This window comes from Cellulomonas sp. P5_C5, from assembly GCF_054049655.1.
This window is the reverse complement of record NZ_JBFULY010000049.1, coordinates 1-13,726: the sequence shown is the minus strand read 5'-3', so window position 1 is coordinate 13,726 and position 13,726 is coordinate 1. Positions and strand designations below refer to the sequence as shown.

9 protein-coding genes and 1 pseudogene are annotated in these 13,726 nt (G+C 72.5%); 4 read left to right on the top strand and 6 right to left on the bottom strand.

From position 1 onward, the window contains the following. The 6 genes from ACXJKF_RS21925 to ACXJKF_RS21900 all read right to left on the bottom strand — a co-directional run. Window positions 1-3,287 (bottom strand): PKD domain-containing protein (locus ACXJKF_RS21925; RefSeq protein ID WP_456789859.1); only part of this gene is annotated, 3,287 nt, incomplete at its 3' end. A gap of 111 nt (window positions 3,288-3,398) precedes the next feature. Further along, window positions 3,399-4,094, bottom strand: a complete 696-nt coding sequence (locus ACXJKF_RS21920; protein ID WP_456789858.1) for a hypothetical protein — start codon at window positions 4,092-4,094, stop codon at window positions 3,399-3,401. Continuing rightward, on the bottom strand, window positions 4,091-4,888 hold the full coding sequence (locus ACXJKF_RS21915; protein WP_456789860.1) for a CDP-alcohol phosphatidyltransferase family protein: 798 nt from the start codon (window positions 4,886-4,888) through the stop codon (window positions 4,091-4,093). The genes ACXJKF_RS21920 and ACXJKF_RS21915 overlap by 4 nt, the downstream gene beginning before the upstream one ends. 5 nt (window positions 4,889-4,893) lie before the next feature. After that, the gene (locus tag ACXJKF_RS21910; protein ID WP_456789857.1) at window positions 4,894-6,114 is read right to left on the bottom strand and encodes a DUF1972 domain-containing protein; all 1,221 of its coding nucleotides are present in this window, start codon (window positions 6,112-6,114) and stop codon (window positions 4,894-4,896) included. Window positions 6,115-6,225: 111 nt separating this feature from the next. Then, the gene (locus tag ACXJKF_RS21905; protein ID WP_456789856.1) at window positions 6,226-7,758 is read right to left on the bottom strand and encodes a sugar transferase; all 1,533 of its coding nucleotides are present in this window, start codon (window positions 7,756-7,758) and stop codon (window positions 6,226-6,228) included. Between the two features lie 108 nt (window positions 7,759-7,866). Continuing rightward, window positions 7,867-8,961, bottom strand: a complete 1,095-nt coding sequence (locus tag ACXJKF_RS21900; RefSeq protein ID WP_456789855.1) for a glycosyltransferase family 4 protein — start codon at window positions 8,959-8,961, stop codon at window positions 7,867-7,869. A gap of 68 nt (window positions 8,962-9,029) precedes the next feature. Between ACXJKF_RS21900 and ACXJKF_RS21895 the strand changes: the two genes are divergently transcribed. From ACXJKF_RS21895 to ACXJKF_RS21880, 4 genes and pseudogenes are all read left to right on the top strand, one after another. After that, the gene (locus ACXJKF_RS21895) at window positions 9,030-9,938 is read left to right on the top strand and encodes a glycosyltransferase family 2 protein (RefSeq protein ID WP_456789854.1); all 909 of its coding nucleotides are present in this window, start codon (window positions 9,030-9,032) and stop codon (window positions 9,936-9,938) included. Further along, complete coding sequence (locus tag ACXJKF_RS21890) at window positions 9,935-11,026, top strand: glycosyltransferase family 4 protein (protein ID WP_456789853.1); 1,092 nt, start codon at window positions 9,935-9,937, stop codon at window positions 11,024-11,026. Before ACXJKF_RS21895 ends, ACXJKF_RS21890 begins: the two co-directional genes overlap by 4 nt. 221 nt (window positions 11,027-11,247) lie before the next feature. Continuing rightward, on the top strand, window positions 11,248-12,954 hold the full coding sequence (locus tag ACXJKF_RS21885) for a right-handed parallel beta-helix repeat-containing protein (RefSeq protein WP_456789852.1): 1,707 nt from the start codon (window positions 11,248-11,250) through the stop codon (window positions 12,952-12,954). Between the two features lie 288 nt (window positions 12,955-13,242). Next, window positions 13,243-13,726, top strand: a pseudogene (locus ACXJKF_RS21880) (hypothetical protein); the annotation flags it as partial.

The window sequence follows — 13,726 nt, the reverse complement described above, 5'->3', positions numbered from 1 at the left end:
GTGTACGTCAGGCCCGGCACGTTCACCTGGCCGACCGTCGTGGTCACCCCGCCGGAGATCCCGACGATCGACGCCCGCACCACACCCGTGGACAGCATCTTCAGCCGCAACCGGTACCCGTCGGTGGTCCCCACCGAACGACCCACCAGCTCCAGGTCCGTCCCCGAACCCGTCGGCATCACGTTCATCGAGACCTGCGTCGAGAAGTCCGTCGACGTCGAGGACACCGGCAGGAACGACGACAACCGGAACCCGGCACCCGTCACCCGCATCGTGCCGACGTTCGGGGCCACGGAGAAGTTCGCCGCTCCCCCGGACACCGACCACGCGCCACCGGTCTCGGCGGAGGCCCAGCCGTTCGCCGTCGTCCGGTTGAAGGTGTCGACGGCGAACGGCGCGTTCGCGGGCGGTGCCGTGACCGTGACGTCCTTGGCGAGAGACGTCGGCGCACCGTCGTCGTCCGTGACCGTCAGCGTCACCGTGTACGTGCCCGCCGTCGCGTACGCGTGCGCCGGGGGTGTCGGTCCGGTCGCCGTCCCGCCGTCCCCGAAGGTCCAGGCGTGCGACGCGACCGTCCCGTCGGGATCGCTCGAGCCGGATCCGTCCACCGTGACCGACAGCCCCGTCGGGGTGGCCGTGAACGCGGCGACCGGCGGCTGGTTCGGTGCAGGCGGAGCGACCGTCACCTCACGGGTGGCGACACCGGTGGCACCGTCGTCGTCCGTGACCGTCAGCGTCACCGTGTAGGTGCCGGCCGTCGAGTAGGTGTGCGCCGTCGGGTCGACCCCGGTCGCCGTCGCGCCGTCGCCGTAGGACCACGCGTAGGACGCGATCGTGCCGTCCGGGTCCGTCGAGCCGGATCCCTCGACGTCCACCGCCAGGCCGTTCGTCGGGCTGGTGAACGCCGCGACCGGCGGCTGGTTCGGGGCCGCCCCGGTGCGCCCGAGCGTGTTGTGCGCGGCCACCGTCCCGGCCGTGAGCTCGCTCGGGTAGATGGCGACCTCGTCGATGCTGCCCGACAGGTTGTTGGACGACGGCTGGTTGGGCCAGCCGCTCAGGCTGTCGCCACCGATGCGCCAGAAGCCCGTCATGTTGCGGCCCGTGGTGGTGTCCGTCCGGGAGCCGACGAGCACACCGTCGACGTAGAGGTTCATGCCCGTGGCGCCCAGGGTGCCGACGACGTGGTGCCACTGCCCGTTGTTGTAGGACGCCGCCGACCGCACCGTGCGGTTCTGTCCGGGGCTGACCCCGAACTGCACGCGCCCGCCGCTCTCCATGTACAGCTGCCGGTCGCGGTTGCCGCTGGTCCCGGTCAGGCTGGCGCTGTTGCCGAACCCGACGATCCACCCGCCCTGGTTCGACGTGGTCCGGACCCAGGCCTCGACCGAGACCGTGTTCCGGTTCTGCTCGCGGGTGTTGCCGATCACGCGGCTGTTGCTGTTGCCCGCGAACGTGAACGCCGTGGTGGTGTCGCCGGTGATCGCCCCGGCCGCGCCGCGCGTGAGCGTGGTCCCCGTGATGGCGTCGTCGACCCCGGCCGTGTCGATCGCGCCCGTCGTCCCACCGTCACCGAGGCGCCAGTAGTGCGCCGCGCCGTCGGCCATCACGGTCTGGGCGTAGGTGCTCACCGGTCCGGTGCCGTCGGCGGTGACCGCCACGGTCGGGCTGGTCACGGTGTTGCCGAACGGGTCCGCGACCCGGACCTGGTAGTTGTACGACGCTCCGACGGTCAGGCCCGTGTCGGTCCAGCCCTGCGTCGGCCGGTCCCAGATCTGCGACGGCTTGTCGCCCGTCCAGACGACGGCGCCGTTGCGGATCACGCTGTACCGCAGGAGCTCGTTGTCGAAGTCCGCGTTGGCCGGCCAGGAGATCCGCACCGCTCCGGTGCCGATGGGTCGCAGGTTCGGCGTGAAGTCGGCGGCGCTGAACCGCGGGCCCTGGTCGTTGGGGGCGATGTCCCGCACCGCGAACCGGACGAGGCCCTGCTGCCGCCTGAAGTTGACGTTGAGGAACTCGCCGCCCATGACGATGTAGCGGTCGTCGCCGGTGACGGCCCACGGACCCTGGTTCTGGCCGGTGAACGTGCCGGTGTCCAGGTCGGGGTACCAGTTGAGCTTGGTCGGGGCGGGCAGGCCCTCGAAGTTGGTGTAGCCGAGGTGCTCGCGGCCCTCGAGCTGCGTCGCGACCTTGGTGAACGCGCCGGCCCGGTAGAACTCCCACTCGTCGAGCTGCGGGTTGGCCCGGATGTTGCCGCAGAAGTGGTGGTGGCTCGCCGCGTAGATGACGTCGCCCTGCGGCCAGACCGCGTAGGTGTCACCGTGGCAGTCCGCGACCCAGGTCAGCTCGCCGGTGTCCCAGTCGGCGGCGAAGACGCCCTCGAGGGTGCCGCCGCTGCGACCGAACGTGTAGCCGACGCCGTACATGTTGTCCGCGTCGCCCGAGAGCCCGAGGATCGAGCCCGCCGAGCCGCCGTTGCGGATCCGCGAGGTCGCCGGGAACGGGAGGGCGGCGCCGGTGACGGCGTCGACGCGCGCGAGACCGTCGGGGGCGTCGACGCTGCCGTTGAACGACAGGAAGTTGCCGCCGATGACCACGCTGGTCCCGTCCGGGGAGACGGTCAGCGCGCTGACGGACCCGTCGTCGACCGTCGGGTTCCACGGCAGGAGCGCGCCGTTCGCCGCGTTGAACGCCGCCAGACGGGTGCGCGAGGAGCTGCCGGCCTGCGTGAAGATCCCGCCGACGTAGACGGTGGTGTTGGTCGCCGCGATCGCCCGGACCTGCGAGTTGGTGCCGGCGTTGAACGCGGTGACCAGGGCGCCGGTCGCGGTGTCGAACGCGGCGATCCGGTACCGGGCCTGCCCGGAGATGCTGGTGAAGTTCCCCCCGACGTAGACGCGCCTGCCGTCGGGCGACTTCACGACGGCGCGCACCTGCGCGTTCGGGTTGGGAGCCCACGAGGGGTTGAGCACGCCGGTGCGCACGTCGAACGCGAGGAGGTTCGAGCGCGGCACCGTGTTCACCCCTGCTGCGGCCCCGGCGGGGCGGGCGTTGCTGAACTCGCCACCCGCGTAGACGGTGTCCCCGACCAGCGCCTGCTGCCACACGACGCCGTTGATCTGCGTGGTGGGCAGACCGTCGGCGCTCACCGTCGGGGGTGTCCCCGCGGCGGGTGCGGTGTCCGCGTGCGCGGTCTGGACGCCGGGGACGACGAGGAGGAGGGCCGCGGCCACGAGCACGGCCGTAGCCGCGGCGACGAACCGCCGGACGTCAGAGAGGTACACCGACATGACACATCCTCGTAGCTATCGGTAGGGGGCGGGCGGGGGGCCGACCCACGCCGATCCTACGAGGACCGAACTATCCCTAAACCGGACAGACCGGGTGAAATGGTCACGCGTTCAGACCGCCGGGCCGGGGCCCTCGAACAGCACGGTCGTCGACGTCGGGTCATAGCTGACCGTGATCTGGAGGTGGTCCCGCAGGTCGGCGGGCACGCGGAACACGTAGACGCCCGTCGCCTCGGCACCCGGTGCCACCGTCCCCGAGAACACGCTGACTCCCGGGCCGCTGAGAGGTTCACCCGGGGTGAGCTGGGCCCCGGCGTACAGGTTGACCACGGTGGTGTCGAGCGACACGTCCGCGCCCGTGCCGTTGGTCAGGACCACGGTCACGCGGACGGACGGTCCGGCCACCTCGCCGGGGCCTTCCGCCACACCGTCCACCGACTCCAGCCCGGCCACGCGTGCCGTCATGCCGGTGCCGAAGTCAGCCGGCGACGTCATGTCGACGGCCGGCTCGGTGCCCGGCACGAACGGCGCCTCCGGGTMGGTGCTCGGCGCCGGCGGCGGGGCGGGCTCCGTGCTCGGCGCAGCCTCCGGGGTGGTCGCCGACGCGCTCGGCTCCGGCGTCGCGGACGCGGTCGCGGTCCGGCTGCTGCTCGCGGTGGCCGTCGGGGCGGCGTCGTCGTCGGACGCACCGGAGGCCACCGCCGCCCACACCACTGCCGCGACCACGAGCACGCCCGCGCCGATCGCGACAGGGACGAGCCAACKGGGCCGGCCGGGCTGCTGGTCCTCGGTTCGATCCAGGGTCACGCTTCTCCTCCACGCGCCTGGCTCGGCGGACGCCGCAGACCCGTCATCTCTCGGAACCACGAGCGCACGGCCAGCGCGAGGTACCCCGCGGTGGCCAGGCACAGGGCGGTGTAGACACCCATGAACACGGTCGTCGCGCCGTAGAGCACGAACGCCAGGCAGAGCACGCCGTAGTCGGTGGGCGCGACGATCAGGGAGCGCAGCACGGGCGCGCGCTCACCGGCGGTGGCGCGCATGGTCACCCCCGCCTGACGGCGCAGCTGGTCGTTGAGGATCATCGCGAAGAACAGCACCGACCACACCGCCGAGTACACCAGCGGGACCAGCAGCCACACGTCCGGCACCGCGTCGAACCGGTAGAGGCCCACGAGCACCGCGAGGTGCAGGCTGGCGACCTTGATGGAGTCGATGAGGTGGTCCAGCCACTCGCCGGCGATGGTGCCCCCGCCACGCAGCCGGGCGACCTGCCCGTCCGCGGAGTCGAAGGCGTAGCCGACGAGCAGGAGGAACGCGACGAGCAGCCCGACCCACCAGGACGGCGGGAGGATCGCCAGCACCGCGATCGCGCTGAACGTCCACACGGCACTGATCGCGGTGACGGCGTTCGGGGTGAGCCCCGCGCGGTAGCACGCCGCCGCGAGGAGCCGACCGGCCCGGCGGTTCACGAACCGCGAGTACGCGGGCGCGCCCCGGGCGCCCTTCTGCACGCCGCCCAGCCGCGCGAGCGTCTGCGCGTACGACTCGGAGGCCGCGACGGTCCGGGGATCGGGCTGGGCTTGGGACACGTCGGTCACCTCGGTCACGTCGTCGCCTCCCCGCGGGCGGCCTGCTGCTCGACCCGTCGTACGGGCACATCCTCGACCGGACCGCGACGCCGGCCCGACGGTCGCCGGACCCCGGCGAACGCGCGGGCGGCGAGCCGACGGCACAGGTCCTCGTACGCGTCCGCCACCGTGTCCCAGTCGTAGTCGGTGGCGCGGGAGCGCAGCTCGGCACCGCGGAGCACCGTCCCGGCGGGGTCCCGCTCGGCGTCCTCGACGGCCGCGGCGACGTCGTCGGCCGTCGTGAACCAGCGTCCCGCCGGGCCCAGCACCTCACGGTTGAAGGACACGTCGAAGGCGGCGGTCGGGGCGCTCGCGCCGATCGCCCGCAGCAGCGACGGGTTGGTGCCCCCGACGCTGTGCCCGTGCACGTACAGCAGGCAGTTCGCGTACAGCTGGTCCAGCAGGTCCTGGTCCCAGACGCCGCCGAGCAGCCGGACCCGGTCGTCGGCCGCAGCCTCGACGCGTGCCGTGTACTCGTCGGCGTACGGCGCGGAGCCGACGACGACCAGCGGCAGCGTCGCACCGGAACGGCGGTAGCCCTCGACGATGAGCTCGACGTGGTTCTCCGGCTCGAACCGCGCGACGACGAGGTGGTAGCCGCGCGGCTCCAGACCCAGGTCGGCCAGCTTGGCGCTGCCCACCGCGTCGAGCAGGGGTGCGCCGTAGGCGATCTGCTCGGTGGGCGCGCCGAACTCTGCCGTGTAGTAGTCGGCGATGCCCGCCGCGTCGGCGATCAGGGCGTCGGACCAGCGCACGGCCAGCGACTCCGCCGTGCGGTAGTACCGGCGCCCGGCGCCGCCCCACTTCGCGCGCTTCCACTCGAGGCCGTCGACGTGCGTCGCGACCGGGATCCGGCGCGCGCGCAGGACGGGCAGCAGGGCCGCGTTCGCGGCGTTGAACACGATGGCGGCGTCGGCCGGGTAGCGGACCTGGTGCGCGACGGACAGGGCGGTGTGGCTGAGGGTCTCCAGCGAACGGCGGCGGACCGCCGGCAGGTGCACGAGCCGCATCCCCCGGTAGGAGGTGGGGGCGTCGGCACCGTCCGTGCTGCGGCAGTAGACCAGGACGTCATGACCGCGGTCGACGAGCCGGGCTCCGACCTCTTCCACGCACGTCTCGAACCCGCCGTAGCGAGCCGGGACCCCGCGCGTCCCGACGAGCGCGATGCGCAACGCCCGGGCGCTGGTGGCAACCATCGACCGATTCCTCCCACTGCTCATCTTGAGCCTCGATGTCTACCCTGTCAGGCTCCGGGGCGGTACCGCCGTCCGGGGTCGACCGGCAGAGCCGGCTCCGTGTGCCGCGGGTCAGTACGCGCCGGCCCCCGAGACGACCGCGCGCAAGGTCTTCCACATGATCATCAGGTCCATCGTGACGGACCAGTTGTCGACGTACCGCAGGTCGAGCCGGACCGACTCCTCCCAGCTCAGGTCCGCCCTGCCCGAGACCTGCCAGAGGCCGGTGATGCCGGGCTTGACGCGCAGGCGCTGGTGCACGGCGTCGTGGTAGCCGCGCACCTCCTCGCGCAGCGGCGGCCGGGGCCCGACGAGGGACATGTCACCGAGCACGACGTTGAACAGCTGCGGGAGCTCGTCGACGGAGAACCGGCGCAGGACGCGTCCGACCGGGGTGATCCGCGGGTCCGCGGTCATCTTGAACATCAGGCCGTCACGGTCGCTGTGCTCGAGCAGCTCCGCGCGGCGCCGGTCGGCGTCGACGTACATGCTGCGCAGCTTCCAGATGGTGAACTCGCGACCGTCCACCCCGACGCGGGTCTGGGTGTAGAACGCCTTGCCGGGCGACGTCAGCCGGACGGCGAGCGCTCCGGCGAGGATCACCGGCGAGGCGAGCAGCAGGGCGAGGGCCCCGAGCGAGCGGTCCATCGCGGCCTTGGCCAGCATCCGGCGCCGCGGCGCCTCGATCTCGAGTCGCATGAGGGACAGCCCCGCGGTCGGGTGCATCGACACCCGCTCCTGCACGACCTCGACCAGGCCGGGGGCGACCACGAGCTCGGCGCCCGCACGCCGCAGCGCCCAGGACAGCCGACGCAGGGCGTCGCCGCTCAGGGCGTTGCCGGCGACGACCACCACGGACACGGCGTAGTCGACGACCACCTGCGGCACGTCGGCGAGCGAGCCGAGGGTGGGCACCGGGACCTCGAGGAGGTTCTCGGGGACGACGTCCGACAGGCACGCCCCGATGACGAGGTACCCGTGGTGCGACGCGACGCCGAGGTCGTGGGCCACGCCCGACACGGACGCGGTGTCCCCGACGACGATGGTCCGCATCATCGCCTGGCCCTGGGTGCGCGAGCGGTGCAGCACGCGGCGGTGGGCGTAGCGACCGAGGAACGCCGTCCCGGCGAGCAGGGGGACCCCGACCAGCACCGCGCTGCGCGGCACGTCGACCGGAGTGAGGTACGCCAGCGCCATGAGCGCGGCGGCGACGACGACCGAGGCCCGCAGGACCGCCTGGAACTCGTCGGGACCGTCGCCGAGGTTGTGCCGCTCGTACCCGCGCAGCAGCGCGACCACGGCGGTGAAGACGAGAGTGGAGACTGCGCCGAGCGTGATCGCGGTGCCGACCGAGCCGGTGCCGAGGGCCGCGGCGAGCGTGACCGCGGCGAAGGAGGAGACGACGTCGATGGCGACCGTCAGGTGCTGGTAACCGCCGGCGGCGTTGCGCCACGGGACGGCCAGCACGGAGGTCGAGTTGTACGGCGTCGAGCGCCGGACGAAGGGTTCGGGCGACGCCCACGACCGGCGCGGGTGCAGTGCGGGGCGGCGGCGTTCGACGCCTTCGTCGGTGTTCTCGGCACCGTGCCCGACTGTCAACGTCATAGCTCGAACCTCCCCCGGCTGTTGGACAGGAGATGAACGTATTACGTACGTATTGTCCGATTCATCCGCCATGACCCGATTTCACCCGGCTGAGGTCTGTGCGGTGGCTCACACGGGTGACGGCCCGAACAACCAGGAGTCGGCCTCGAGCCGGCCGTCGCGCGGGGGCAGGTCGGCCAGCACCGAGGACGCGGACCGGCCGGCGTCGATCAGCGCGACGACCTGTGCGGCCACCTCGGCCGAGGACGCGTCGGGGTCGACCACCCCGTGGCCGTGCTCGGTCAGCCACGTCGCCAGACCCGTCTCCGTGGTGGTCAGCACCGCGCACCCGTGCGCGAGACCCTCGACGACCGGCAGGCCCACCTGCTCGCGCCACGTCGGCGTGCGCCGGGAGAGCAGGACCGCGACGGCGTGCTCCCGCTGCAGCTCGTGCACCCGGTCCCGGGGCGGGTCGACGACCACCGTGACGTCCGAGCGCCCGGCGGCGAGCTCCTCGACGGTCGCCTGCTGAGGCCCCTTCCCCACCAGGGTCAGCCGCGCGTGCGGTCGCTGCCGCACGACGTCCGGCCACGCGTCGAGCAGCTCGAGGACCCCCTTGCGCGGCTCGAACGCACCGACGAACAGCACCGACCCGGCCGCGCCGTCCTGCGCGGGTCCGCACGCGCACGCGGTCGGCAGCGCGGCGATCGACGTCGCCGCCGCGCGCAGGGAGGGCACCAGCCGGGCGTACAGGTCGCGCGACGCGTCCGTCCCGTAGGCGATGCKGTCGACCCGGCCGGCGACGAGCCGGATGAGCGCGGCGTCGAGCCGGCGCCGCAGCGCCCCGCGCACGCCGGGCCGACGCGGCGGGCGGAAGGGGTCGTCGTTGGCGATCGCGTAGGTGACGACGACGGTCCGCCGCCGACGCACCCACCCCGCCACCGTCACGGCGGCCAGCGCCACGGCCGTCCGCCGCAGGCTCGACACCATCAGCGGCTCGTTGATCTCGAGCTCGCGCACGTCGGACCGGGCGAGCACGACGGCGGCGGCGAGGGGACCGGCCTCGATGAGGTCCAGACCGGCCGCGACCGCGGGATCGAAGTCGTACCGGCGCCGGCGGTAGACGATCGAGGCGGGCGCCAGCTCGCGCGCCCGTTCGAGGTGAGCGGTGCGCACCGTCTCGTACAGGCGGACGCGCGACGACGCGGTGCGTGCTGTGGACACTGCTCTCACCTCCCTCTTCACCCCGGCGCCGGCCGGCCGACGGTGCCCGACAAGATAACGTCTCCCCCGTGCTCGGGATCGTCGTCGTGAGCTTCGGCTCCGCCTCGTTGCTTCGCGCCAACCTCGCCGGCCTCGATCGCACCGCGATGCGGACGCCGTCCACCGTCGTCGTCGTCGACAACTTCCGAGGGTCGAGCGCGCGCGAAGCCGTGCGCTCGGTGAGCGTGGAGCACGGCTGGGAGCTGATCGAGAACGCGACGAACGCCGGCTTCGGGACCGCCGTGAACAGCGGGGTCGCCCGGGCCACGGCGCTCGGCTGCACGTCTGTGGTCGTCGTCAACCCGGACGCGCTGGCCGACGCCCGGGTGCTCGACGAGCTCGCGGAGCAGACGGCGGCCACGCCGCGCACCCTCGTCTCCCCCCGCGTCCTGCGGCCGGACGGCCGGCCCTGGTTCACCGGCGGCCGGATCGACCTGCACGCCGGCCGCACCCGGAACGTCGACCTGCCCCCGACGGCGCAGACCGACGGGTGGCTCAGCGGCGCGTGCCTCGCCGCGGACACCGCGTGGTGGCAGCGGCTCGGTGGGTTCGACGACGCGTACTTCCTCTACTGGGAGGACGTCGACCTCTCCTACCGCTGCACCCGTGCCGGCGGCGCGCTGCTGGTGCGCCAGGACCTCGAGGTGCTGCACGACGTCGGCGGGACCCAGGAGCCGACCGCGGGCAGCCGGGCGAAGTCGTCGACCTACTACTACTACAACTGCCGCAACCGCCTGCTGTTCGCCGCCCGCCACCTCGGTCGCCGCGACGTCGGACGATGGCTGGTCAGCCAGCCCGCCTACGCCTGGTCCGTGCTGATGCGCGGCGGCCGCCGGCAGCTGCTGCGACCGTGGCAGCCGGTCTCGGCAGCCGTGCGCGGCTCGTTCTCCGGCGCGTGGTTCGCCGTCCGGTCACTGCTGCGGAAGGCGAGTGCATGACACGGGTCGGGATCGACGCGCACGTCCTCKACGGCAAGTACCAGGGCTCGCGCACCTGGATCCTGGAGATCCTGCGGCGCGCGCCCCTGCTCGCCCCCGACGTCACCTTCGTCGTGTACTCCGCGGACGCGGACCACGTCGCCGGGCTGCTCGGACCCGGGGTGCCGTTCGAGCACCGCGTGCTCCCCGCCGGCGGACCGCTGGGCCGCAACCTGCGATTCTGGCCCGCCGCGATCCGTCGGGACCACCTCGACCTGCTGGTCACGCAGTACTTCAGCCCGCCGCGCGACGCCCGCCGCCAGCTCGTGGTGGTGCATGACGTCCTCTTCGAGACGCACCCGGAGTTCTTCGGGTGGAAGACCCGCTGGCGCAACAAGCTGCTCGTCGGCTGGTCCGTCCGCCGCGCGGGAGCCGTCGCGACGGTGTCCGAGTACAGCCGCCGGGAGATCTCGCGGGCCTACGGCCGGCCGGCCGAGCGCATCTCGGTCATCCGCAACGGGGTCGACGCCGCGGCGGCGCTCGAGCCCGGTCCGCTCCCCCAGCGGGTGCCGGCCGGCACACGGTTCGCGCTCATGGTGGGCCGCCTCGAGCCGCGCAAGAACCTGCGCACCACGCTCGCCGCGTTCCGGCGCGTGCCGGACCCGGACGCCCGCCTGGTCGTGGTCGGCGCCGACGACCACGAGGACCCGGACGTGCTCGCCGCGCTCGCGGCCGAACCGCGCGCGATCCACCTGGTCGGGGTCCCGCAGGACGAGCTGTGGGCGCTGTACCGGGAGGCGACCGTCTTCGTCTTCCCGAGTCTCGGTGAGGGGTGGGGAATCCCGGTGCTGGAGGCGCTCGCGGCGGGCACGACGGTCGTCGCGTCGTCCGCCACGGCGATCCCGGAGGCCGGTGGTGACGCCTGCACCTACTTCGACCCGACCGGACCCGACCCCGTCGGCGAGCTGGGCCGGCTGCTCGTCGACGCATTCTCCGGACATCTCGCCCCGAGCGGCTCGGCGCAGTTGCAGGTTTCCCGCAACAACTGGGGAGATTCGGCTGTGTCGTTCGTCACATCGATTCGTGCTGCGGTGGCCGATCTGCACTGATAAGGGCCCGGATGTCGGCGGATTTCACGACATTCCTGCAGGTCAGGCGTTTGCGCTTTTTGTCGTTCGGGCATAGCGGACCAAATCGCCCAATCCGCCCACTGGGTCTTTAGTCCAGTTTGCGCAATTACAACGCTCTAGGCGTTATGGCTCATGGTGATGGCACCAGCCGCCGAACTAACAGGTGGCTAGGTCGCTCCACAGCCCCCTAGGAGATCGTTGTGAATTCTGCGCGCCCCCGCGCTTTCTCGCTCGTCCGGCGGGGCACTGTCGCCCTCGGCGTCGGTGCGATCGCCCTGTCCCTCGTCGGCTTCACGACGTCCACCGCCGCAGCCGCCTCGCTGCCCGCGACGACGTCCGTCGCGGCCGGCGCCACCTCCGCGTCCTTCGCCGTCGACAGCTTCGGTCGCAAGGTCACCGGCGGATGGGGCACCGCCACGACCGGCGGCGCCTGGACCACGGTCGGCGGCGCCGCGAGCGACTACGCCGTCTCCGTCGGTGTCGCGACCATGAAGGTCCGCAAGCCCGGCTGGAACCTCTACGCCGGGCTGGCGAAGGTGCGCTCCACCGACACCGAGGTCCGGGCCCGCGTGAGTCTCGACAAGCGCCCCGTCGGCGGCGCGGTCGACGTCGACGTCGTGGGCCGCGCGGTCGACACGACGCAGGGCTACCGGCTGCGCAACAAGCTCCTCGCCGACGGCASCGTSCGCAGCTCCCTGGTCAAGGTCGTCGGCAAGACCACGACSACCCTCTCCWCSRCSAACCTGACCGGSCTSCGCTTCACCGCCGGCGCCAAGGTGCAGGTCCGSCTSCAGGTCACGGGCACCCCGGCCACGCTGCAGGCCAAGGTCTGGGCCGTCGGCACCACCGAGCCCACCGYCTGGCTGCTCACSGCCACCGACAGCACCGCCGCCCTGCAGGTCCCCGGCGGCATCGGCGTGAACACCTACACCGCCTCGGGCATCACCAACGCCCCGATCGCCGCCCGGATCAGCGGCGTCTCGGCGCGCCCGACGGGAGCCGGTCGCCCGGTCTCCCCGACGCCGACCCCGACGCCCACGCCGACCCCCGCTCCCMCCCCGACACCGACCCCGACGCCGACACCCACCCCGACGCCGACGCCGACGCCCCCGCCCGTGCCCGAGATCGGCACGGAGGAGCCCGGGCCCGGGAACACCGGAGTCCCGGCAGGGACGGTGCTCACGCGTCATGACGGTGACCTGGTCCTCTCCACGCCCGGCCAGGTCGTCGASGGCCTCGACATCYACGGCTTCGTCAAGGTCACGGCGCCCAACGTGACGATCAAGAACTCGATCATCCGCGGCACGGCCACGAACGTGCAGCGCGCGCTGCTGTCCAGCACGTCGGACACCGCGAGCGTCACSATCCAGGACAGCGAGCTGTTCGCCGCCTCCCCCAGCGGCTGGATCGACGGCATCCGCGGCTGGAACTTCACCGCCACCCGCGTCAACATCCACGACGTCATCGACGCCGCGCACATCTACGGCAACAACGTGACGATCCAGGGCTCCTGGYTGCACGACAACCTGCACTACGAGGTCGACCCGGCCCAGAGCAACACCCCGAGCCACGACGACTCGATCCAGATCCAGAAGGGCTCCGGGATCACGATCGTCGGCAACTCCATCTCCGGCGCGTTCAACACCGGGATCCAGTTCACCCAGGACCAGGGCCTGGTCTCSAACGTSACSGTGGACCGSAACTGGGCCGACGGCGGCGGGTGCACCGTGAACCTCGCCGAGAAGGGCAAGGGCCCCTTCCAGGGCGTGAAGATCACCAACAACACCTTCGGCCGCACCACCAAGGTGAGCAACTGCGCGATCATCTCGCCCCCCACCACGGTGCTCAGCACCTCGGCGAACTTCTACGTCGACGGCATCGTGGCCTCCGTCCGCAAGGGCAGCTGACCTCACCACCGCCCAGCAGTGCTGGGTAGGCCCTGGCCCGGCACCTCTGCCTGGCGGACCCGGTCGCGCCTTCTGCGCTGCGCGACCTGCCTCGATCACACCTGCACGATTGCGGATCTCCCGACATTCCTGCAGGTCAGCAATTGCACGTGCTCCCGGCAGAACAGCCCGGAGAACCGTGTTCCGCGCGCTCATCTCCTGACATTCCAGCAATGAGCGCGCGGTGATGCCGCCGGCCCGGACCTCGGGGCGGCAGGCAGCTCCGCCCCCACCCCCAAGGAGACAGCTGTGACTTCCGTGCGCCCTCGCGCCTTCTTCTCGCCCACTCGTCGGGGCGCCGTCGCCCTCGGCGTCGGCGCGATCGCCCTCTCGCTGGTCGGCTTCGCCGCCCCCGCGACCGCGGCGGTCTCGGTTCCCAGCGCGCAGTCACCGGCCGCCACCCCGGCACTCGCACCGGTCGCCGTCGACAGCTTCGGTCGCACGGTGACCGGCGGATGGGGCACCGCCACCACCGGTGGCGCCTGGAGCACGGTCGGCGGCGTCGCCACCGACTACGCCGTTGCCGGCGGGAGCGCGTCCATGACGGTCCGCCAGGCCGGCTGGAACCTGTACGCCGGGCTGGCCGCCGTGCGCTCGACCGACACCGAGGTCCAGGCCCGCCTGAGCCTGGACAAGAAGCCGGTGGGTGGCGCGGTCGACGTCGACGTCGTGGGCCGCGCGGTCGACACGACGCAGGGCTACCGGCTGCGCAACAAGCTCCTCGCCGACGGCA